Here is a 20,810-nt window from a genome sequence, read left to right as displayed (position 1 = left end):
TGCATGTCCCCATAGGTCCATTCGGCCCCAGAATTTGTATGAGGTCAATGTTCGAAATCGTCATTAATGGTACAAAAGCGACATGGTCGGGGATTGTTATAAGGTCCGCAATGCCCGGGTTAAGGTGTAATCGCGATGTATACAGTGGTGAACCGGCGGATTCGTCCTTTTCGGAGAATCGCTCAGAAAAACCGATCAGGAGACTGGTGTATCATTTTGAGAAATCTACCCGATTCCAATTCCTCATCCGCGCGCGGAACCAGGTGCGCTGGCGTTTGGCGAACTGACGGGTGGCAATTGTCGCGCGTTCTCGGGCGGCGTCCAAGCTCATCTTACCGTCCAGATAAGCCTTCAGTTCGGGCACACCGATGGCCTTGAAGGCGGGCAGGGACGGATCATAGAGGTCGCGCATCGCCTCGACCTCTTGCAGCGCGCCGGAGTCCAGCATTTGATCGAAACGCCGGGTGATGCGGTCCAGCAGCCATTCCTTGTCCACGTCAAACACGATTGGAATCGTGCCAGACAGGTCTAGAACCGGAGGCGGAGTGTCGGCCTGCCAGTCGCTTAAGCTGCGCCCGGTGGCATGCAATACTTCCCACGCGCGTTGAACACGGGCGCGGTTTTGAGTGTCGATCCGGTCCAGCGTCCTCGCGTCCACACCAGCGATCAGCGACGGCAGGTCCATTGCGTCAGCGTCAGCTCGAACCTCGGGCGGTGTGGCGGGGATATCGGCCATTCCTTCGGTCAAGGCCGAGAAATACAGGCCGGTGCCGCCGACGATAATTGGTCGCCGTTCACAGGACAGCAGCGGTGTTACCTCGCGCAGCCAGTGGCCGGTGGAATAGTCCTGGTTATAGGCGATATGACCATACAACAGATGCGACGCGCGGGCTTCTTCTTCGGCTGATGGTCGCGCCGAAACCACCCGCCAGCAATCATAGACCTGGCTGGCATCCGCATTCAGGATCACACCGCCGAAGGTCTCTGCGATCTGCAAGGCCAGCGCCGATTTTCCCGAGGCTGTCGGCCCCGCGATCAGCACGGGCTGATCCTCATTTATCGGGGGCAGGCGGTCCCAAATCTGCGAACTTTCGTTGTTGGCCATCCGGGTACGCCCCAATCCTCACCATCCGCATTGAACCTGCGGAGTTTTTGCTTCATTTTGCGCCGGAAATTAACCCCGTGCCAGCCCGGAGCGCAACATGAGCCTGACCGAAACACTCGAAACCACCGAGACCCCCAAAACAAAGTACAGCCGCGTGATGCTGAAAATCTCGGGCGAGGCACTGATGGGGGATCAGGGGTTTGGCCTGCACCCGCCCACGGTTCAGCGTATCGCGCAAGAGGTCAAGTCGGTGCACGATCTGGGCGTTGAGATCTGTATGGTGATCGGAGGTGGCAACATCTTCCGCGGTCTCAGCGGCTCGGCACAGGGGATGGAGCGCACAACCGCTGACTATATGGGAATGCTGGCAACTGTAATGAACGCGCTGGGTATGCAGTCGGCATTGGAAGAGATCGGCGTGTTCACCCGCGTCATCTCGGCCATTCGTATGGATGAGGTCTGCGAGCCCTACATCCGCCGACGGGCCGTACGGCACCTTGAAAAGAAGCGCGTTTGTATCTTTGCCGCCGGGACCGGCAACCCGTATTTCACCACCGATACGGCTGCTACTTTGCGGGCCAACGAGATGGCGTGTGAGGCGATCTTTATGGGTAAGAACGGTGTGGACGGCGTTTATGACAAAGACCCCAAAGAACACGCGGACGCGGTGCGGTATGACACGGTCACTTACGATGACGTGTTGGCCAAGCGGCTGCGCGTAATGGATGCCTCGGCCATCGCGTTGGCGCGGGACAACAACCTCCCGCTGATTGTCTTTGGTCTGGATGAGCCCGGCGGCTTCCGGGGCATTCTGGCGGGTGAAGGCACCTACACCAAAGTTCAGGGCTAGTTCGAACAAATTGAATGTGCGGGCCGGGTTTTCATCCCGGCCATTTCTGTGCGGTGATGACGATTCTGCAGGCTCGCAACAGACACAATCCGCAAAACGTTTTTTGCGAGCTTTGTCGTTTTCTCTATATATGTGGTCTTCTCAGCCAACCCTCTTCGGCAAGGGATATTGAATGTCCTGAGCATCGAAGAAGGAAGGAAGAGGAACTATGTCCGAAAACTCGGAGACCGACTATGAAGCCGGTCAGGATAACGTCCAAATCATGGGACTGGACGTTCACAATCCTGTTTTTGCCGTTTCAGGGCTTACCATCATTGCATTCGTGTTTTTCTCGCTCGTGTTCCGCGAGCAGGCGAGCGAATTCTTTGGGTGGCTTCGTCCGGCACTGACCAGCCAGTTCGACTGGGTGTTCATGATCGCGGCCAACATCTTTGTGGCGTTTTCGCTGCTGCTGATCGTCACGCCTTTTGGCTCGATCCGCCTGGGTGGCGACGATGCCAAACCGGACTACAGCTATGCCGGTTGGTTCTCGATGCTGTTTGCTGCGGGCATGGGCATCGGCTTGGTTTTCTGGGGCGTGGCCGAGCCGATCTCGCACTATGGGTCATCGATTGGCGGTGTTGCCGTCGGTGAAGAAGGGTTGCGCACCGACTGGGCGCCGTTGGGGGCAGGGCTGGAAGACCCGGAAGCCTCGAAAAAGCTGGCGATGGCTGCGACCATATTCCATTGGGGTATGCACCCCTGGGCCGTTTATGCCGTCGTGGCGCTGGCGCTGGCCTTTTTCAGCTTTAACCGGGGTCTGCCGCTGACCATGCGTTCGGTGTTCTACCCGCTGTTTGGCGAGGCGACCTGGGGTCCGCTGGGGCACATCATTGACGTTCTGGCGGTATTTGCCACCATCTTCGGTCTGGCGACCTCGCTGGGTCTGGGTGCGACGCAGGCGCTGGCCGGTCTGAACTATCTGTTCGACGTTCCGATTACCGATGGCATGAAAGTGCTGTTGATCGGGCTGATCACGGTGTTTGCTCTGATCTCGGTTGTTGCCGGGCTCGACAAGGGGGTTAAACGCCTGTCCGAAGCCAACATGATCCTGGCCGCAGCTCTGCTGCTTCTGGTGCTGATCGTTGGCCCGACCGTCGCAATTCTGACCGGCTTTTTCGACAGCATGATCGAGTACTTCATTGCGTTGCCTGCTCTGTCTAACTGGGTCGGTCGCGAAGACACCAACTTCATGCAAGGTTGGACCACCTTCTATTGGGCGTGGTGGATTTCCTGGTCGCCTTTTGTTGGCATGTTCATCGCCCGCATTTCGCGTGGCCGGACCGTTCGCGAATTCGTGACCTGCGTGATCCTGATCCCAACGGTAGTCGGCGCGCTGTGGATGAGCGTATTCGGTGGCGCGGCGCTGGATCAGGTGATGTCCGGTTCGGGGCAGGGCCTGTCGGACGCGGCGCTTGAGCTGAAGATGTTCAAGATGTTCGAAGCCTTCCCGATGACTGGCCTGCTGTCCTTTGTTGGCATCATCCTGGTTGTCGTGTTCTTCGTGACCAGCTCGGACTCGGGTTCGCTGGTGATCGATACGATCACAGCAGGCGGCAAAACCGATGCCCCGACGGCGCAGCGCGTGTTCTGGTGCATCCTTGAGGGTGCGATTGCTGTCGTGCTGTTGCTGGGCGGCGGGCTTGGCGCCTTGCAGGCCGCCGCGATTGCAACCGGTTTTCCGTTTGCGATCGTGCTGGTGCTTATGTGCGTATCGATTTTCATCGGTTTGGCGAACGAAAAGCGCCGCCGCTGAGTTAAGCCTTATCACGAAAAGCCCCGGCCATGCGTCGGGGCTTTTTTCTTTCGGGCCGGGTTGACCGATATCCTCGTCCTTGTCTAAGTACCCGCGTCCTTAGGGTGGCCCGTTCTGCCCGGAAAGACTGCCCATGTCTTTGGTTTCAACCGAGGCTGTGGTTGGGCTGGAAGACCTGCCGTGATTTCCGAGTTGTCCGAAATCATGCGCGGGCATCGTATCGGAACAAGCTGCATGAATGAGGAGAGGTGTGCCATGAGCACTCTGGATATCAATTTCGTTCGGGCTCAGTTCCCGGCTTTTTCCGAGCCCAGTCTGCAAGGACAGGCGTTCTTTGAAAATGCGGGCGGGTCGTACACCTGCAAGCCTGTACTGGACAGGCTTACGCGCTATTACACACAGCGCAAGGTGCAGCCCTATGGCCCCTATGACGCCAGTCGTTTGGCCGGAGAAGAGATGGATGATGCCCGCACCCGCATGGCTGCGGTTTTGGGTGTGGATGCTGATGAGCTAAGCTTTGGGCCTTCTACAACGCAAAACACCTATGTGCTTGCGCAGGCGTTTAGGCAGTGGATGCAACCCGGTGAAGCCATCGTGGTGACCAATCAGGATCACGAGGCCAATTCCGGACCATGGCGGCGTCTCGCCGAGGACGGGATCGAAATCCGCGAATGGCAGATTGACCCGGAAACCGGATCGCTGAACCCGCAGGACCTTGAAAACCTATTGGATGAAAAAGTCCGGCTGGTTTGTTTTCCGCATTGCTCAAACGTGATTGGAGAGATCAACCCGGTCACGGACATCACTGCCATTGCCCACGCGGCGGGGGCGTTTGTCTGCGTGGACGGCGTGTCCTACGCGCCGCATGGGTTTCCGAATGTCGGTGATCTGGGGCCGGATATCTACCTGTTCTCGGCCTACAAAACTTATGGCCCGCATCAGGGCTGCATGGTGATCCGACGATCTCTTGGGGAATTGCTGCCCAATCAGGCGCATTTTTTCAACGGCGATGTGCTTTACAAGCGGTTCACACCGGCAGGACCCGATCACGCGCAGATCGCGGCCAGCGCGGGTATGGCGGACTATGTCGATCTGCTGTGTGATCACCACAATGGACCCGTCGGGGGTGCAACCCAACGCGGAGCGTTCGTGCATGACCTGATGCGCAGTCAGGAAGTGGCCTTGCTGCAACCGGTTCTGGACGCGGTCAAGGATCGCAATACTGTTCGACTGATAGGGACATCGGACGCAACACGCCGCGCGCCAACCGTTGCACTGGCCCTGAACCGGAACGCCGAAGCCGTCGCGGCCGATCTCGCAAATCACGGGGTCATGGCGGGTGGCGGTGATTTCTACGCCGTGCGCCCGCTGCAGGCGATGGGAGTGGATGCGACTCTAGGTGTGCTGCGGGTCAGCTTTACGCACTATACCTCTCAACAGGAAATTGATCAGTTATTGAACGCACTTGACGCTGTTTTGTGATCCGGTTTTCGTTCGGCTTCGTAATGCGAAGAAAACAACCGGGCGGATATGAAAAACACTCAATCTCCGATCATCATGTGGTTCCGGCGGGACTTGCGCCTGTCGGACCATCCCGCGCTAAGTGCTGCGGTTCGAACTGGGCGTCCTGTCATTCCGGTCTTTATTCTGGACGACCTTGTCGAGGCATTGGGCGCGGCACCAAAATGGCGTCTTGGGCTTGGGCTCGAGGTCTTGGCCCAGTCCCTTGGAAAGGCTGGCAGTCGCTTGATCCTGCGGCGCGGGGACGCTTTGATTGAATTGCTGAACCTGATCGAGGAAACTGGGGCGACCGCTGTTTACTGGTCCCGGACCTATGATCCGGACGCAACTGCCCGCGACACCCGTATCAAATCGGCTCTGAATGGGCCGGGTATCGAGGCCACGTCCTTTGCGGGCCATTTGTTGTTCGAGCCGTGGACCGTGGCCACCAAGACCGGTCAGCCCTTCCGGGTTTTCACTCCGATGTGGCGGGCTGTTCAGAGGCGGGACGTTGCCGCTCCCGAGGCTGCGCCTTTGGCGATCCCGGCGCCTCGGAAATGGCCAGGGTCCGATGATCTGGCCGCATGGAAATTGGGTCGGGAAATGAATCGCGGGGCAGAAATTGTTGCCGCATATGTGCGGCCTGGTGAAAATGCGGCTTTTGAGGCTCTGCACGGGTTTTTGGACCGAATCTCAGGCTATTCAGCAGATCGGGATCGTCTGGATTTGGATGGCACATCGGATTTGTCCGAATATCTGTCCTTGGGCGAGATCGGTCCGCGCAGCGTCTGGCATGCGGTCCAGCGTGCGGCAATGACGGGTGCGCAGGGCACCGAGGCCTACCTGCGCCAACTGGTCTGGCGCGAGTTTGCCTATCATCTGATGTTCCACGCACCGCACTTGCTGACCAAAAACTGGAAACAGGAATGGGACGCTTTCCCGTGGAATACGGATGCAGGCCACCCCGAAGTCGTCGCGTGGCAACGGGGTCGCACCGGCGTTCCGGCGGTGGATGCCGGCTTGCGGCAGATGTATGTGACCGGTCGCATGCATAACCGGGCCCGCATGATCGTGGCCAGCTATCTGACCAAGCATTTGATGACGCACTGGAAAATCGGTATGGACTGGTTTGCTGAGTGTCTGATCGATTGGGACCCAGCGTCAAATGCGATGGGGTGGCAGTGGGTTGCAGGCTCGGGGCCTGATGCCGCGCCGTTCTTCCGGATATTTAACCCGCAGACTCAACAGGAAAAATTCGACCCTTACAGAGCCTGTTTTAAACGTTGGATTGCCGAAGGGCAGGCTACGCCCTCGGCTAGTGCACTGTCGTACTTTAAAGCGGTGCCACGCTCATGGGCGCTTGATCCCACATCTGAATACCCGGAGCCGATAGTCGATCTTGCCGTTGGCCGGGCGCGGGCTTTGGCGGCCTATGATGGCCGAAAAACCGGGTAAGGAACTGAAAACTTGCCATAAACACAAACTCGACCTAGCTTTGAACCAAGGCCGCACAGGGGAGAGCGGATGATCCTAACGACAACGGAAGGGCAGAAAGACCTGCCCAGGTACTTTGGTCAAGTTTTCAAGATGCTGAACCGGATGGAGTCCGGTCGGATGGATATTGCGTTGCCCGACGGCCGAATTTTTCGGTCCGAAGGGTCCAAACCCGGGCCGGTCGCTCGGGTTGATATCCACGACCCGGACGTTTTTGCTCGACTGATCCGCGAAGGAGAACTGGGCTTTTCCGACGCCTACTTGGAAGGCGACTGGAGCACCCCGGATCTGCGATCCTTCATGGATCTGGTGCATCTGGGCACCGAGACTGTATATGACGATTTCACCGGTAAGTTCCTGGTGCAGGCTTACGAACGGCTGCGTTTCTGGCTGCATCGGAACCATCGTCGACAGGCCAAAAAGAACATCTCTTATCATTACGACTTGGGGAATGACTTCTACGGTTTGTGGCTGGATGAGACGATGACCTATTCCAGCGCGTTGTTCGAGACAGGGCAGGAAAGTCTGGAAAAGGCGCAAACTGCGAAATACGCCAGCCTCGTCGATGAAATGGGCGCAAAGCCCGGCGATCACATCCTTGAGATCGGCTGCGGCTGGGGTGGTTTCGCCGAATATGCCGCGAAAGAACGTGGCCTTCGGGTCACAGGTCTGACGATCAGCCAGGAACAGTTGAATTTTGCGCGGCAGCGCATTGAAAAAGCGGGACTTTCCGACCTTGTTGAACTCAAGTTGCAGGATTACCGCGATGAGCAGGGCCAATATGACGGGATCGCCTCGATCGAGATGTTCGAAGCCGTCGGACGAAAATACTGGCCGGTTTATTTCGAAACCGTGCGCGAGCGTCTGAAACCCGGTGCACATGCGACGTTACAGATCATCACCGTTGCAGATCACCGTTGGGACATTTACAAGAACGGCGTTGATTTTATTCAGAAATATATCTTTCCGGGTGGAATGCTTCCGACACCTTCAATCCTGAAAGAGCAGGTCTCGGAGGCGGGGTTGAACGTGGTGAAATCTCGGGAATTTGGCAAAAGCTATGATCTGACGCTGCGCCGTTGGTACGATACGTTTAACGAAAAATGGGACGAAATTGCCGAAATGGGGTTTGATGAGCGTTTCCGCCGCATGTGGAATTATTATTTGACCGCATGCGGCGCAGCCTTTGACACTGGTAACTGCGATGTGACACAGATCACTATAGCAAAACCCAGTTAACAAACGGAAATACCGAATGCCTAGTGCTCCGCGTCTCGTTGCTGCAATTTGCCTGTTGGTGGTGGCCTTTATCGTTTCAGGCATGATCATCGACAACGGCGAAGAGGGTAAGGATTATGGCGCGTTCACGACAGTCAACATGATCATTGGGTTGGTGTGTGGCTGGATGATCATGGGAAAGCGCGTTGGCAGGGGCTGGACCGGTGCGGTCAATAACGGGCTGACAGGCATCGCCGCACTTGTATTCTGGGGTCTATTTGTACAGGGCTGCAATGAGATGTTCCGCCTGGCCATGCGCCATCGGTATGATGGGCCGTTCGATGCCCTGATCGGTATTTTCAAAAACGGGATCGAATACAGCCAGTTTCTGCTGGCGCCGGAAATTCTGTGGACTTTGCTGATCGGAGCACTTATCGCCGGTCTTGCAACCGAAGAAGCCAGCCGCCGCTGGCGATAATCCTCCGGATTTCAGCGCGAGTTTCAATCCAGTGTCCGATATGTTTTTTTATGGCACGCTCAGGCATCAGCCGCTGCTTGAGCTTGTGATTGGCCGCCCTTTGTCGCAATTGACGGTGTCGCAGGCCAGCCTGCCAGATCACGCAGTTTACGCCGTTGCTGGGCAGGCTTTTCCGATGATCTTGCCGCAGAAAGGCAGCGAGGCCGAAGGTCTGCTCGTGCAGGGATTTACCCAAGAGGACCTGAACAGGCTGGCCTACTACGAAGGCGGGTTTGACTATGATCTCAGTCCGCAAAATGTCCTGCTTGCGGACGGATCAAAGGCTGGTACCAGCGTGTTCTTTCCCGAGCCGGGTCTCTGGACCCCGGAGGGGCCGTGGTCACTTCAGGGTTGGGTCGATGAATGGTCCGAAGTGACTCTGCTGGCCGCACAGGAAGAGCTTGCCTATTACGGCAGGGTCGATGCGGCAACGATTGCTCGCAATTTCGCGCCTATTCGTACCCGCGCATGGGCCAGACTGGCTGCGCGTAAGCGTCGGACAGGTGATCCGCGCGACACGGCCATGGACGTTATCGTGCAAAGCCACAAGCGCGCCTATGTAAACTATTTCGGCATCGAAGAACTGGAGGTTCAGCACCGTCAGCATGACGGGACCATGGGGCCGGTTCTGCACCGAAGCGGACTGATGCAAGGGGCCGCCGTGGTCGTGCTGCCCTATGACCCGGTCCGTGATGCTGTTCTGCTGGTCGAGCAATTCCGAGCGCCGGTTTTTTTGATCGACGACCCCGAGCCGTGGATGTGGGAACCGGTTGCTGGCATGATCGACCCCGGAGAGTCCCCGGAACAGGCTGCATACCGTGAAGCGCAGGAAGAGGCGCAGGTCACACTGGACGCGTTGGAATACGCAGGTGGGGCCTATTCCTCAAGCGGGTCGTCGACCGAGTATATCTACCTCTATGTTGGACTGGGTGATCTGACCCGGACCATCGACAACGGCGGGCTGGAATCCGAAGGCGAGGATATTCGCACGCAAATCCTGCCCTATGACACCTTTATGCAGAAGGTAGACAGCAACGAATTCAAGGATTTACCTCTGCTGTCGCTGGCCAACTGGTTGGCCCGGCATCGTGACCGTCTGCGGGGGTGAGGATCGCCGCTTGTGGTTGTCGCACGGCATCTGTAAATCTTCGTTGATACGTAATGATATGAGGGCGCCATGCGCATTGCACGAGACCTTGCCGACGCAGTCGGGAAAACACCGCTGATCCGGTTGAAGCGCATCAGTGAAGAGACCGGGTGCGAAATACTCGGCAAGGCCGAGTTCATGAACCCGGGTCAGTCGGTCAAGGATCGCGCGGCGCTTTACATCATCCGTGACGCTGTCGCGCGTGGTGAGCTGAAACCCGGCGGAACAATTGTCGAAGGTACAGCGGGTAACACCGGCATCGGTCTGGCGCTGGTCGGCGCGTCGATGGGGTTCAAGACGGTGATCGTGATCCCGGAAACCCAGTCGGAAGAAAAGAAAGACATGCTGCGACTGGCGGGCGCCCAGCTGGTGCAGGTTCCGGCCGCTCCGTACCGAAACCCGAATAACTTTGTGCATTACTCGCGTCGCCTGGCCGAGGAACTGGCGCAGACAGAACCCAATGGTGCGATCTGGGCAAACCAGTTCGACAACGTTGCCAATCGTCAGGCCCATGTCGAAACCACCGGTCCGGAGATTTGGGAACAGACAGACGGCAAAGTGGATGGCTTTGTCAGCGCGGTCGGCTCGGGCGGTACGCTGGCCGGTGTGGCCGACGCGCTGCAGCCCAAAGGCGTGAAGATCGCTTTGGTCGATCCGATGGGGGCGGGGCTCTATTCCTACTACACCACCGGTGAGATCGCGATGGAGGGCAGCTCGATCGCTGAAGGTATCGGACAGGTGCGGATCACCAGGAACCTCGAAGGGTTCAAGCCCGACTATGCCTATCAGATGACTGACAACGAGGCGTTGCCTTACATCTTTGACCTGCTGCGCGAAGAAGGTCTGGTCATGGGTGGCTCGACTGCAATCAACATGGCCGGTGCCGTGCGTCTGGCCAAGGATCTGGGGCCGGGTCATACCATCGTGACGATCCTGTGTGACTATGGCACGCGCTACCAGTCGAAACTGTTCAACCCTGAATTCCTGCGTGAAAAAGAGCTGCCGGTGCCGGACTGGATGACCGAAGCCCCACGCAGCATCCCCGGCGTGTTCGAGGACGTATGATGCTGCGGCAGGTCCGCCTGTTTCTAGCGCTTTTTCTGGTTTGCTTTGCCATGCTGGGCGGCCCAGTGGCAGCCGAGCTGACCGATCAGCAAAGCGAGTTCTACCAGAATTGGCTGGCAACGGCGGACCGTGCCGAGACCGAGATCGAAGCCGACAGAACGTCGAACGCGGCGCTGGAGAACCTGCGGTCCGAAATCCACAACTATCGTGAACGTTTTAACCAGGCGCGCAGTGCCAATACGGATCGCATCCAGACGCTGGATGCCCAGATCAAGGCGCTTGGACCCGCGCCCGAAGGCGACGCGACCGAGCCCGAAGAAATCGCCAAATTGCGGGCCCACCTTGAGGATCAACTGACCAGCCTGCAGGTTCCGCGGATCATCTCGGAAGAGGCCTTCAGCCGCGCCAACGGTCTGATCAGCGAGATCGACCGGTTGTTGCGCGACAGGCAGAAAAAAGAGCTGCTAGAACGCGGACCATCTCCGATCAACCCGGTTTATTGGGGTCCGGCCTGGACCGACATTGTCGAATCCGTACGCGGCCTGATTGGTGAGTCGGTACAAAACCTGAAGGCCAATATCGTACAGGACCGTCTGCGGGATCGCGGTCTGGGTATCCTGTTCCTGACCCTCGCTGCGGCTGTGTTGCTGTATTACGGGCGCTACTGGTCCGAGGCCGCGGGTGAATACATGCGCAGCCTTGGCGGGCGCGGTATCGGCGTCTGGTCGTTTCTGGTTTCGCTGCTGCGCATACTGCTGCCATGGCTGGGTGTTTGGCTGCTGGTTCAGGCGATCATCATGACCGGTCTTCTGGGGCTGCGCGGCACATTGCTGATCCAGAACGTGCCATATTGGGCCGCCCTTATCTTTTACTATGACTGGATCGGACGTCAGCTGTATCTGGCGCAGGCGGCGCAGAACTTCAATCGCCTGTCCCGCAAGAATGTCACCGAGCTGCGGGTGTATCTTGATATTCTGGCGATCTTTTTGATCGCATATGAATTCGGGCTGTTGTTCGATCAGATCGAGAACATTTCAGACGCAACTCGGGCAGTCATCAGCTTTCCGGTGGTTTTTGGCACCGCTATGATCCTGCTGCGTATCCGCCGTATACGAACCAGCAGGCCGGCGGAGGACGACGCCGAAGCTAGTGAAACGCCACGCGGTGCCGGTCTTACTCAGATCATCGAGTTTCTGCGCCGCGCTCTATTCCTGTTGGGGATGGCAAGCCCGATTCTAGCGCTCGTCGGCTATACCAATGCGGCCGAGGCGATTGTTTTCCCGGCGGTGAAAACGCTGGTGCTTTTTGCGGCGCTGGCGATCTTCCACCGATTCCTGACCTCGGTTTATGGTTGGCTGAGCGGGCAGGGTGAGTCCGCGCGGGACTCGCTGTTTTCAGTGTTGGCCGGCTTTGCCATCGCCATCCTGACCCTGCCGATTCTGGCGCTGTACTGGGGCGCGCGGCGAACCGACCTGCTCGAAGTCTGGTCTCGACTGCTGCTAGGGTTTGACATCGGTGGCGTCACGATTTCACCCAGCAACTTCTTTACCTTCCTGGTGGTGTTCGCCATCGGCTTTGGCTTGACACGGTTGCTGCAAAGCGGCCTTCGCAATTCGCTGCTGCCGAAAACCAGCATCGATCCGGGCGGGCAGAACGCAATTGCGGCGGGCACCGGTTATGTCGGGATATTCCTTGCGGCGCTGGTCGCCATCATGGTGGCCGGGTTCGACCTGTCGTCGCTGGCCATCGTCGCCGGTGCGCTGTCGGTTGGTATCGGTTTCGGCCTGCAGACCATCGTATCAAATTTCGTCTCGGGCATTATCTTGTTGGTCGAACGTCCGATCTCGAAAGGGGACTGGATCGATGTGAACGGGATGATGGGCTATGTGCGCGACATCTCGGTGCGATCTACGCGGATTGAGACGTTTGACCGGACCGACGTGATCGTCCCGAACTCCGACCTAATCAGCGGCGTAGTCACGAACTACACCCGCGGCAACACCATTGGGCGGGTCATCGTGCCGGTGGGAGTGGCCTATGGTACCGACACCCGCATGGTAGAGAAAATCCTAGGGGAGGTAGCGAACTCGCACCCGATGGTGCTGGCGCATCCGGCTCCCAGCGTGGTGTTTCAGGGTTTCGGTGCAGATTCACTGGACTTCGAGATTCGTGCCATTCTGCGTGACGTGAACTGGGTTCTGTCGGTGAAGTCCGACATGAACCACGAGATCAATCGCCGCTTTGTCGAGGAAGGGATCGAGATCCCGTTCGCGCAGCGCGATGTCTGGCTGCGCAACCCTGAGGCCTTGGAGGGTAAACCATCGGTACTGCAGCAGAAACCAGAGAGCGACACGGCGAAACCGTCTTCAAATCCGCCATCCTCAGCACCCGTCGAGATGACCGAGGCCGATCTGAGCGACGGGGACGGCGACGAGGTTTAACCGCGTGTGTGGCGGATGTGCGGAAGGTTGAATTTTCGCTTTAATCGCCCCTTGCAAATCCCCCGGCGATGGTCCAAATATCGCGCCCACGGAGAGGTGGCCGAGTGGTCGAAGGCGCACGCCTGGAAAGTGTGTAGGCGGGAAACCGTCTCCAGGGTTCGAATCCCTGTCTCTCCGCCACAAACCCCAGCTGAGGTCCCTGCCATTATTGTGGTCGATTCTATCTCGCCATAGCAGTTGCTTTCGGTTGGCTGACTACATTGCAGACATCTGTACTACGAACGGTAAACCCGGTCTTTTGACTTCCATCTCACCTGAGTGAGTGGGCTTGGGGCGCTCCCGAGAAATAATGTGAAAGTGCTGAATGGATTTGCACGCAAAGTGGATGTTCGGAAATAGCTTAGACTTGGTTGCGAGCGATGATTGACTGTTGAGCCTTTGCAACGTAACACGCGTGGCCACAGTCGAGGAGGCTACTTTGGAAGACCGAGTTTTGTTCTTTTGCCACATCCAAAAGACTGGAGGTCAAACGATATGCAATTTGATCCAGCAGGCCTTTGGTTGGGAGAATTGCCTAAAGGTATGGGATCCTGCATTCGGTGCTGATGTTTCGCCGTTAGATTTTGCGGATTTAGAACCCCAAGAGTTAAGAAGGTACAAAGCGATTGTCGGACACCTTCCTATTGGTGTGTTTCTTAGAAATCGTACCGCCAGAAAGCTATTTTACGGTGGGAAGATCCTGATGGCTGCAAGCGTCAGAGAGCCCGTTGCAAGAATAGTCAGTAACTACAACTATCAGTTGTTAAACCCGCACCTGAAGGGCACTTCATATGAAGTCACACAGTCTCTGGATGAATTTGCGTTGGACGTGCCGGAAAACTTCCAGTCAAGATATCTAATGGATGACCCGTGGGTGAGCATTGACAATATGTTGAAGAGATTCACGGTGTTTCCGATTGAAAACTCAATCCACGGAGTCTCGAGCGTTCTTGAAAAGGAATTTGGATGTCCTCCCGTGGAAACGGAGATTAGGAATCGGACATCAGACTTAGTGGGTGACCAGCGCCTTAAGACAAAACAAGACCTTTCGAGGGCTACACATGCCAAACTGGTCGAAAGGCACTGTGCTGACCGTGAGTTGTATGAGAGGGCAGGTGGAAAGATTGATCTCGACCCGGTGAAATCGACACTATGGTCGCGGTTCCAGAAGCGCTTTGCCGGCTGAGTTACCCTTTTGGGCATTTGCCAGCGAGTTCGGAGAAAAACGTCGAGAAATATCTGACCTGTTGAGGTTAAAAGAAAGAACGGCTGATCGTTTCCCCTGAGACTGGTTGTAATTTGTCTGACTATACTGCCATCCCACCCATTTCATTGCGCTAGCGTGGCCGACGTCAGACTGATCGTGTGATGCCGCCGTCGACGCGGATGTTTTGGCCGGTGATGTATCCCCCACCCTCCGAGGCAAGAAAGGCGACGGTGGCGGCGATCTCGTCATAGGCCTTGCCATAGCGCTCCATCGGGATGCGGGCCTTCCATTCCGGGATTTCGGGCAGACTGTCGATGAAACCCGGAAGCACATTGTTCATCCGCACGTTGTCGGGGGCGTATTTGTCGGCAAACAGCTTGGCATAGGCTGCAAGTCCCGCGCGCATCACGCCCGAGGTTGGGAAGACCGGGTCCGGCTCGAACGCGGCAAAGGTTGAGATGTTGATGATCGCGCCGGATTTCTGACCAATCATGATGGGCGCGACGATCCGCGTGGCGCGTACGGCGTTCAGGAAATAGACCTCCATCCCCTCGTGCCAATCTTCGTCGCTGATTTCCAGAACTGGCGCGCGGGGACCGTGCCCGGCCGAGTTTACCAACACATCCACGCGGCCCCATTTGTCCAGGACCGCATCCACCAGTATTTGCATATCTGCGCTGGACCGGTTGGTGCCGGTTACGCCAATGCCACCAAGATTGGCAGCCAGGGCTTCTCCTTTTCCTGAGGACGACAGGATTGCGACGTTGAACCCTTCGGCCGCCAGTCGTCGCGCGCTTTCCGCCCCCATGCCGCTACCGCCGCCCATGATGATCGCGACTTTCCTCTCAGACATGTTTCACCTCCGTTCGATTAATGCAAATGCTCAGAAACCAACATGGTGTGAGGCGCGACGTTTGACCAATCAGTAATTCTGCCTTAATCCTGTAGAAAATCTATTGAATAGGATGTTCGGGTAGTGCGCAAATTACCGCCCTTGAATGCGCTCAAGGCTTTTGAGGCCTCTGGGCGCCATCTGAATTTCAGCCGTGCTGCTGAGGAGCTTGGCGTCACGCAGGGTGCTGTTGCTCAACATGTTCGGTCGTTAGAGGAACTGTTGAATATTAAACTCTTCGACCGAAAGCCCAGAGGTTTATCCCTGACGGATGAAGGTCGGAAATACCTTGCTCCGATCCGCCGGGCCTTTGACGTGATGACCGAGGCAACAGCCAATCTGTCGCCGCAGAGCGCCGTTGCTACAATCAGTACGACACCGTCTTTTGCTACACGCTGGCTGGTGCCAAGACTGGGAGCGTTTTCGCAGGATCATCCGGACATCCGGCTCCGTCTGGACGCGTCAAACGCGCTGGCAAACTTTCAAACGGATGGGGTGGATATCGCGGTGCGGCAAGGGAAGCCTCCGTTTGGGCCGGGGCTGATCTCTGAGCCTTTGTTTGCCGCCGACCTGATTACAGTGTGCCATCCCGATCTGGCTTCGGGAGGCAGTCCAATCCGGTCACCCGCAGATTTGCTCGACCATATCCTGCTGGAAGATACGCATGGCCAGTGGCCCCTGTTTCTGGAGGCCGCACTGGGCGAAGTGCCGCCAGCCGGTTTGAAAACCATGGTGTTCAGCCAGACCTCTCTGGCCATCGATGCCGCGATTGCCGGGCAGGGTGTGGCGTTGGCCAACCGTGAATTTGTTGAGGGTGATCTCCGGGCAAAGCGACTGTGCCAGCCCGTCTCGTTTTCGACCGAGGTGCAGGAGGGGTATCACGTCGTTATCCCGCGTGCCCCCAGAAATCTACGGATCGTTGCCGCCGTACGTGCATGGCTGCGTGCGCAGGTCTGACACACCTTGGATTAATCAGGCATCACGACGTGCGAACACCCGATCAATGACGCAAGAAAGGCCTATTGCTGCCATATCCCGGGTGCAAAACAGTGGCAGAATAAAGTGCGGTCACCTTCATCGCAGGTTTTCGGGCCGGGTTTATGTGTCGCGACGGTAACGACCCCCCGAAATCTCGTGCCAACCAATTAGCGAAAGCCGATTGTTGGGATATCAAGAGCCGCAACTAAAAGTGAAACAAAAAATACGAGCAGCCAGTTCCGAAAAAAAATGCGATCTGATCGCGCGAATTCGGACGAAAAACTCGGTCGGAGGTTCAATGTTATTGTCCGTTGTCGTCCCCTGCATGAACGAAGAGGCCTCGATACCCATGCTGGTCGAACGGTTGATCGCTGCAACCGAAGCTTGGCAGGGCGACTCCGAGATCGTGCTGGTCGATGACGGATCGACCGATGATACGTGGAACGCGATCTGCGCGCAGTGCAAGGACCATGCCGCGATCCGTGGTCTGAAACTGTCGATGAATCGCGGCCATCAGGTAGCCCTGACAGCGGGTCTGATGGCAGCCAAGGGCGAGCGGATATTCATGCTCGACGCCGATTTGCAGGACCCGCCCGAGTTGTTGTCGGACATGATGGCGATGATGGATCGCGGCTATGACGTTGTTTACGGGCGCCGCAGTGAACGGAAGGGTGAAAGCTGGTTCAAGAAGGTGACAGCCCACGGGTTTTATCGTGTACTGAACAGGCTGTCCGATGTGCCGATTCCCAACGATACCGGCGATTTTCGTCTGGTCACCCGTCGGGCGTTGGACGCGGTGCTGCAAATGCCTGAACGCGCGCGTTTCATCCGTGGGATGTTCGCCTGGGCCGGGTTCCGGCAGATCGGCATCGAATATATCCGCGATCCGCGTGTGGCCGGCGAAACCAAATACCCGCTCTCCAAGATGATCCGGTTCGCCTTTGACGCGTTGGCAAGCTTCTCGATCAAGCCGCTTCAGATCGCGACGCGAATGGCCTTTCTGACCCTCATTGTTGCCGCCCTTATGGCCGTCTACGTGTTCGGATCACTCATTCTGTACAATACGGTCGCCGGTTGGGCCTCGACCGTTCTGATCATCAGCTTTTTCTCGGGCATTCAGTTGCTGACTCTTGGCATCATGGGTGAATACCTGGGCCGTCTTTATGTCGAGGCCAAGGGCCGGCCGCTGTTCTTTGTCGACGAGCAAGCCGGGGATGCGGTCGAGCCCGTCGTAGAACACATAGCAAGACAACAATGACCGAACGCCGCCGCATATTTCGTTTTGCGGTCGTCGGGACCGGGGTGGCTGCCTATTACATGGTGGTTTATCTGGGGTTGCTTCACCTGTTGGGTTCACCCTGGATCGCCAACCTGATTGCCTTTGGATCTGCCATCCTGATCCAGTATGTCGGCCAGACCGCCTGGACCTTTGGCAAGCCTTTGGCGATCCCGGCACAGTTCGGGCGCTTCCTTTGCATGATCGGGGTCGGGTTGGTCGTGTCTTCGGCAATTACCGGGATCATCGGGCCACGTATGGGGTTGCCCGAGACCGTCTCGGCCGCCTCGGTTGTCGTGGTCCTGCCGATCCTCAACTTTGTGATCCTTCGCCTTTGGGTCTATCGCGAGCGAAATTCAATCTAGAGATCAGTCATGTCGCATATCTATTCCAACGAGTTCTTTGACTATATCGATCAGGGCGCGCGGCGTTCCGCCAACAGCCTGATCCGCTGTCTTCAGGCGTGGATCAAACCGGAAAGCGTTATCGATTTCGGATGCGGTCGGGGGGTCTGGCTGTCGGAATGGTCGGCGGCTGGCTGCACCGATATCGCAGGTGTCGATGGTGACTACGTGGACCGCGAAAGGCTGGCCATCCCCACAGATGCTTTTTTCGGTAAAGACCTTGTTCAGCCGATTGATCTTGGGCGGCGGTTCGATCTGGCCCAGTCGCTGGAAGTCGGAGAGCACCTGCCGAATGAGGCCTCGGTCAGTCTGGTCCAAAGCCTGACGACTCATGCCGATCTGGTGTTGTTTTCGGCAGCGGTGCCGGGACAGGGGGGCGAGTTCCATATCAATGAGCAACCGCTTTCATTCTGGCAGAACCTGTTCGCCGACCGTGGGTACACGGCCTATGACTGCCTGCGCCCGGTGCTGTTCGGCGACACCAGCATCGAGCCCTGGTATCGTTATAATTCTGTGCTCTACGCCAACGAATCCGGTGCAGCAAAGCTGCCGTCCGAGGTGCTGAAGACCAAAACTGACGGGGCGCTGAAAGAGGTGGGCTCTTTAGGCTGGAACCTGCGGAAGATGGTCGTACGCCGTTTGCCGCGCACGACAGTCACGGCGATCGCACAGGCTCGGGCGTCGATCATTGCACGATCCTACGGGGGCAAGGAATGAACACCCGCCCCCTGGAGAATGAGTTCGCACGTCTGTTCGTGCTGTGCTTTTCTTTGCTGGTCCTGGTGTATCTGCCGTTGATCGAGGATCCTTTCGTTCGGCATGATGACTTTCCTGCGCTGCTTGGCACGCGCAAGGCAGCGTTGTTGAAGACGTTGGATGAGGGGCGGTGGTTGAACTACTGGTGGCAATTCCGCCCGGTTTTCCTGCCATCACCGGTCCATTTTATCCTCTATCTGACAGGATGGTCGCTTTTTTCTGCCGCGACAGCGCTGAGCCTTTTGGATCGTGAAGTTGATGGCTGGTACAAGGGGTTTCTTGCCATTTTCGTGGCTCTTTCGATCCCTGCCTATCTGATGTCGTTCTGGTTCAATACGCTGTTGCCGGGTGTTTGGGTGGTCGCGCTTTTTGCGGTGGCGGTCGTCTTTCTTCCGCATCGCACGGTGCTTGCTCTATTGGTTGTGGCAGTGCCGTTGTCCTTTATGGCCTATACGACCTATCCGTTTCTGTTGCTTACCCTGGTTCTGTTGTCCCGCAAGGCGCCCAAAACCTATAAAAGCATGGCGATCACGCTGGGAGTGTTCGTTGTCAGCCTCGCCCTGGGTGTTTTGGCGGTGTACTCGCTGAACTACATCTATCACGGGGTTTTCGGCATTCCGGTCGCCCAATGGCGCGAACCGACCGAAGTGCATTCCTTTGCCGATCTGCTGGCGAACATCGAAAAACAGAAGGATTACCTCTACAAAGCTCTCCAACAGATGGGTGGGGGCGTCGCGAAGCACGGTGTCGTCATTCCGCTTATGTTCCTGGCCGCTTGGCTGGCCTTGTTCATTTGGAACCGGTTTGTTGCCGTTGCTGTTCTTGCCGCCGTTCTGGCGGGGCTGGCACCGCTTGTAGGCAAAGCCCTGATGTCAGGCGTTCAGGTGCCGCTGCGAACGCTGGGCTGGGTGTGGATTTTGTTTGGGTTCTGTATTGTCTCGGTTGCTGTTCATCTGTCGAAGTCCGGCGGCAGGTGGTTGAGTCTTGCCCGCATCGCGATCCTGTGCGTGCTGTTGTTCAACATGCTGGCGATTGCGAAGACCTCGTACTTTGCTTTGCCGCCGTGGCAGTACACCACCAAGGAAATGGCCAACGCTGTACCGGAAGGTACTGAAACCATATATGTCTATGGCGACTACATGGCTATTCACGGTGCGCGGAAGGCGGCAATTCAGCAAACCCGAGGGTTGCGGCTCAGGCTGGCCTATCTGACGGGGGCCACGGTGGTCCTCTGTGACGAAAAGCCAAAGGGTTGCATGGATGTTGAGCCACCTTTCGACGCGAAAGGTTCGGAAGACGTCCCGATCGTCCAACCCGAGGGACAAGATGTGTTCATTCTGTTGCCCGCGCCCGACGCCGTTTCCTGAAACTGTTCGATCAGCGTCCCGTTTGTCGGGCCGGTAAAAGGCCAATTGTAACGGATTTAAGAACGATTTATGTAGAGGGCTGATTTCAGAACCATCGCCCTGACAGGCGTGCGTTTTTGGTTAACAGGACCCGGTAAATATGATTGACCTGAGTGGCCTAACTCCCTTACGGGAAAGCCGCAATTACAAGATTTTCCAGCACCCTGAGATCGAGGGAGCGTTGTTGAAGGTTCGCGTTGATGAGCCGGAACGCAAGCACCCGTTGCCGCGCTATTCGGAATGGCGCTACGGTAATCTCAGGCAATGGAACCGCGAGGCGAATGAATACCTCGCCGCGCTGAACCGGGGGTGTCCTGAAATCGAACGTCTGGCGCGGTTCGCGGGCTATGCTCCGACTTCATTGGGGCCAGCTATCGCGGTGGAAAAGCTGACCGGACCGGACGGGGGACTTGCGCCGACTCTGCAATCTGAACTGGTGAAGTTCAATAAAGACCGGGCGGGGCGTCAACGGTTGCACCAAGAGTTCATGGAGTTGCTGGACGATCTTGAACGGGGCCAGATCGTCGTTGGCGATATGGGGTTTGAAAACATCGTGCGTGCGCAAGAGCGTGGTGGAAAACTGGTCATCATCGACGGTCTGGGTGAAAGGGTGATGTTCCCGCTGGCCCTGTTCAGCAATTGGGCTTTCCGCAAATCGATCCAACGCCGCCGGGAGCGCATGACCAAGGGGTTCAGGCTGGACGTCCCGTGACAAAACGC

At 57.1% G+C, this 20,810-nt stretch carries 18 protein-coding genes and 1 tRNA gene; 17 read left to right on the top strand and 2 right to left on the bottom strand.

The annotated features are described in order from the left end of the window. Positions 1-211: 211 nt before the first annotated feature. Positions 212-1,105 carry a tRNA (adenosine(37)-N6)-dimethylallyltransferase MiaA gene (miaA, locus tag ACR0IK_RS04200; protein WP_480640558.1) on the bottom strand — a complete coding sequence of 298 codons (894 nt, stop codon included), beginning with the start codon at positions 1,103-1,105 and terminating at the stop codon, positions 212-214. 97 nt (positions 1,106-1,202) lie between these two features. Between miaA and pyrH the strand changes: the two genes are divergently transcribed. The 11 genes from pyrH (at position 1,203) to ACR0IK_RS04145 (ending at position 14,357) form a co-directional block, all read left to right on the top strand. Then, complete coding sequence (gene pyrH / locus ACR0IK_RS04195; protein WP_480589845.1) at positions 1,203-1,955, top strand: UMP kinase; 753 nt, start codon at positions 1,203-1,205, stop codon at positions 1,953-1,955. Positions 1,956-2,163: 208 nt separating this feature from the next. Beyond that, the gene (locus ACR0IK_RS04190; protein WP_480640557.1) at positions 2,164-3,750 is read left to right on the top strand and encodes a BCCT family transporter; all 1,587 of its coding nucleotides are present in this window, start codon (positions 2,164-2,166) and stop codon (positions 3,748-3,750) included. A gap of 255 nt (positions 3,751-4,005) precedes the next feature. Continuing rightward, positions 4,006-5,232, top strand: coding sequence for an aminotransferase class V-fold PLP-dependent enzyme (locus ACR0IK_RS04185; protein WP_480640556.1), 1,227 nt, complete (start codon positions 4,006-4,008; stop codon positions 5,230-5,232). Between the two features lie 48 nt (positions 5,233-5,280). Then, a complete protein-coding gene (locus ACR0IK_RS04180; RefSeq protein ID WP_480640555.1) occupies positions 5,281-6,705 on the top strand; it encodes a cryptochrome/photolyase family protein in 1,425 nt (474 codons plus the stop codon). 69 nt (positions 6,706-6,774) lie between these two features. Further along, the gene (locus ACR0IK_RS04175; RefSeq protein ID WP_480589854.1) at positions 6,775-7,983 is read left to right on the top strand and encodes a class I SAM-dependent methyltransferase; all 1,209 of its coding nucleotides are present in this window, start codon (positions 6,775-6,777) and stop codon (positions 7,981-7,983) included. A 16-nt stretch (positions 7,984-7,999) separates the two neighbouring features. Next, the gene (locus tag ACR0IK_RS04170) at positions 8,000-8,440 is read left to right on the top strand and encodes a TrgA family protein (RefSeq protein ID WP_480589856.1); all 441 of its coding nucleotides are present in this window, start codon (positions 8,000-8,002) and stop codon (positions 8,438-8,440) included. 40 nt (positions 8,441-8,480) lie between these two features. Then, positions 8,481-9,587 carry an NUDIX domain-containing protein gene (locus ACR0IK_RS04165; RefSeq protein ID WP_480640783.1) on the top strand — a complete coding sequence of 369 codons (1,107 nt, stop codon included), beginning with the start codon at positions 8,481-8,483 and terminating at the stop codon, positions 9,585-9,587. Between the two features lie 69 nt (positions 9,588-9,656). Next, a complete protein-coding gene (locus ACR0IK_RS04160) occupies positions 9,657-10,691 on the top strand; it encodes a cysteine synthase A (protein ID WP_480589858.1) in 1,035 nt (344 codons plus the stop codon). Next, positions 10,691-13,132, top strand: coding sequence for a DUF3772 domain-containing protein (locus ACR0IK_RS04155; RefSeq protein ID WP_480640554.1), 2,442 nt, complete (start codon positions 10,691-10,693; stop codon positions 13,130-13,132). Before ACR0IK_RS04160 ends, ACR0IK_RS04155 begins: the two co-directional genes overlap by 1 nt. A 90-nt stretch (positions 13,133-13,222) precedes the next feature. After that, positions 13,223-13,312, top strand: a tRNA-Ser gene (locus ACR0IK_RS04150). 274 nt (positions 13,313-13,586) lie between these two features. Then, positions 13,587-14,357 (top strand): sulfotransferase family 2 domain-containing protein, encoded by a 771-nt coding sequence (locus ACR0IK_RS04145; RefSeq protein WP_480640553.1) that lies wholly within the window; start codon positions 13,587-13,589, stop codon positions 14,355-14,357. 166 nt (positions 14,358-14,523) lie between these two features. Here ACR0IK_RS04145 and ACR0IK_RS04140 read toward each other — a convergent pair whose 3' ends face one another. Then, positions 14,524-15,231 carry an SDR family oxidoreductase gene (locus ACR0IK_RS04140; RefSeq protein WP_480640552.1) on the bottom strand — a complete coding sequence of 236 codons (708 nt, stop codon included), beginning with the start codon at positions 15,229-15,231 and terminating at the stop codon, positions 14,524-14,526. A 123-nt stretch (positions 15,232-15,354) separates the two neighbouring features. Here ACR0IK_RS04140 and gcvA point away from each other — a divergent pair, with 123 nt between their 5' ends. The 6 genes from gcvA (at position 15,355) to ACR0IK_RS04110 (ending at position 20,802) form a co-directional block, all read left to right on the top strand. Next, positions 15,355-16,227, top strand: coding sequence for a transcriptional regulator GcvA (gene gcvA / locus ACR0IK_RS04135; RefSeq protein WP_480590562.1), 873 nt, complete (start codon positions 15,355-15,357; stop codon positions 16,225-16,227). A gap of 319 nt (positions 16,228-16,546) precedes the next feature. Continuing rightward, positions 16,547-17,506 (top strand): glycosyltransferase family 2 protein, encoded by a 960-nt coding sequence (locus tag ACR0IK_RS04130; RefSeq protein WP_480640551.1) that lies wholly within the window; start codon positions 16,547-16,549, stop codon positions 17,504-17,506. Then, positions 17,503-17,889, top strand: coding sequence for a GtrA family protein (locus ACR0IK_RS04125; RefSeq protein WP_480640550.1), 387 nt, complete (start codon positions 17,503-17,505; stop codon positions 17,887-17,889). Before ACR0IK_RS04130 ends, ACR0IK_RS04125 begins: the two co-directional genes overlap by 4 nt. Before the next feature lie 9 nt (positions 17,890-17,898). Continuing rightward, entirely contained in the window at positions 17,899-18,645 is a 747-nt protein-coding gene (locus tag ACR0IK_RS04120; protein WP_480590571.1) for a methyltransferase domain-containing protein, read from the top strand. Next, positions 18,642-20,051 (top strand): hypothetical protein, encoded by a 1,410-nt coding sequence (locus tag ACR0IK_RS04115; RefSeq protein ID WP_480640549.1) that lies wholly within the window; start codon positions 18,642-18,644, stop codon positions 20,049-20,051. The genes ACR0IK_RS04120 and ACR0IK_RS04115 overlap by 4 nt, the downstream gene beginning before the upstream one ends. Before the next feature lie 139 nt (positions 20,052-20,190). Further along, positions 20,191-20,802: a YrbL family protein gene (locus tag ACR0IK_RS04110; protein ID WP_480640548.1), complete on the top strand. Its 612-nt coding sequence runs from the start codon at positions 20,191-20,193 to the stop codon at positions 20,800-20,802. The last annotated feature ends 8 nt before the right edge of the window (positions 20,803-20,810 follow it).

It is taken from the genome of Ruegeria sp. BF7 (genome assembly GCF_056538605.1).
Note: the sequence above shows the minus strand (reverse complement) of the source record. Positions and strands in the feature narration are given on the sequence as shown.

Bases quoted from the DNA above. Each gene is read 5' to 3' on its own strand.
- miaA (WP_480640558.1), bottom strand. From the start codon at position 1,105: ATGGCCAACAACGAAAGTTCGCAGATTTGGGACCGCCTGCCCCCGATA.
- pyrH (WP_480589845.1), top strand. From the start codon at position 1,203: ATGAGCCTGACCGAAACACTCGAAACCACCGAGACCCCCAAAACAAAG.
- ACR0IK_RS04190 (WP_480640557.1), top strand. From the start codon at position 2,164: ATGTCCGAAAACTCGGAGACCGACTATGAAGCCGGTCAGGATAACGTC.
- ACR0IK_RS04185 (WP_480640556.1), top strand. From the start codon at position 4,006: ATGAGCACTCTGGATATCAATTTCGTTCGGGCTCAGTTCCCGGCTTTT.
- ACR0IK_RS04180 (WP_480640555.1), top strand. From the start codon at position 5,281: ATGAAAAACACTCAATCTCCGATCATCATGTGGTTCCGGCGGGACTTG.
- ACR0IK_RS04175 (WP_480589854.1), top strand. From the start codon at position 6,775: ATGATCCTAACGACAACGGAAGGGCAGAAAGACCTGCCCAGGTACTTT.
- ACR0IK_RS04170 (WP_480589856.1), top strand. From the start codon at position 8,000: ATGCCTAGTGCTCCGCGTCTCGTTGCTGCAATTTGCCTGTTGGTGGTG.
- ACR0IK_RS04165 (WP_480640783.1), top strand. From the start codon at position 8,481: ATGTTTTTTTATGGCACGCTCAGGCATCAGCCGCTGCTTGAGCTTGTG.
- ACR0IK_RS04160 (WP_480589858.1), top strand. From the start codon at position 9,657: ATGCGCATTGCACGAGACCTTGCCGACGCAGTCGGGAAAACACCGCTG.
- ACR0IK_RS04155 (WP_480640554.1), top strand. From the start codon at position 10,691: ATGCTGCGGCAGGTCCGCCTGTTTCTAGCGCTTTTTCTGGTTTGCTTT.
- ACR0IK_RS04140 (WP_480640552.1), bottom strand. From the start codon at position 15,231: ATGTCTGAGAGGAAAGTCGCGATCATCATGGGCGGCGGTAGCGGCATG.
- ACR0IK_RS04130 (WP_480640551.1), top strand. From the start codon at position 16,547: ATGTTATTGTCCGTTGTCGTCCCCTGCATGAACGAAGAGGCCTCGATA.
- ACR0IK_RS04125 (WP_480640550.1), top strand. From the start codon at position 17,503: ATGACCGAACGCCGCCGCATATTTCGTTTTGCGGTCGTCGGGACCGGG.
- ACR0IK_RS04120 (WP_480590571.1), top strand. From the start codon at position 17,899: ATGTCGCATATCTATTCCAACGAGTTCTTTGACTATATCGATCAGGGC.
- ACR0IK_RS04115 (WP_480640549.1), top strand. From the start codon at position 18,642: ATGAACACCCGCCCCCTGGAGAATGAGTTCGCACGTCTGTTCGTGCTG.
- ACR0IK_RS04110 (WP_480640548.1), top strand. From the start codon at position 20,191: ATGATTGACCTGAGTGGCCTAACTCCCTTACGGGAAAGCCGCAATTAC.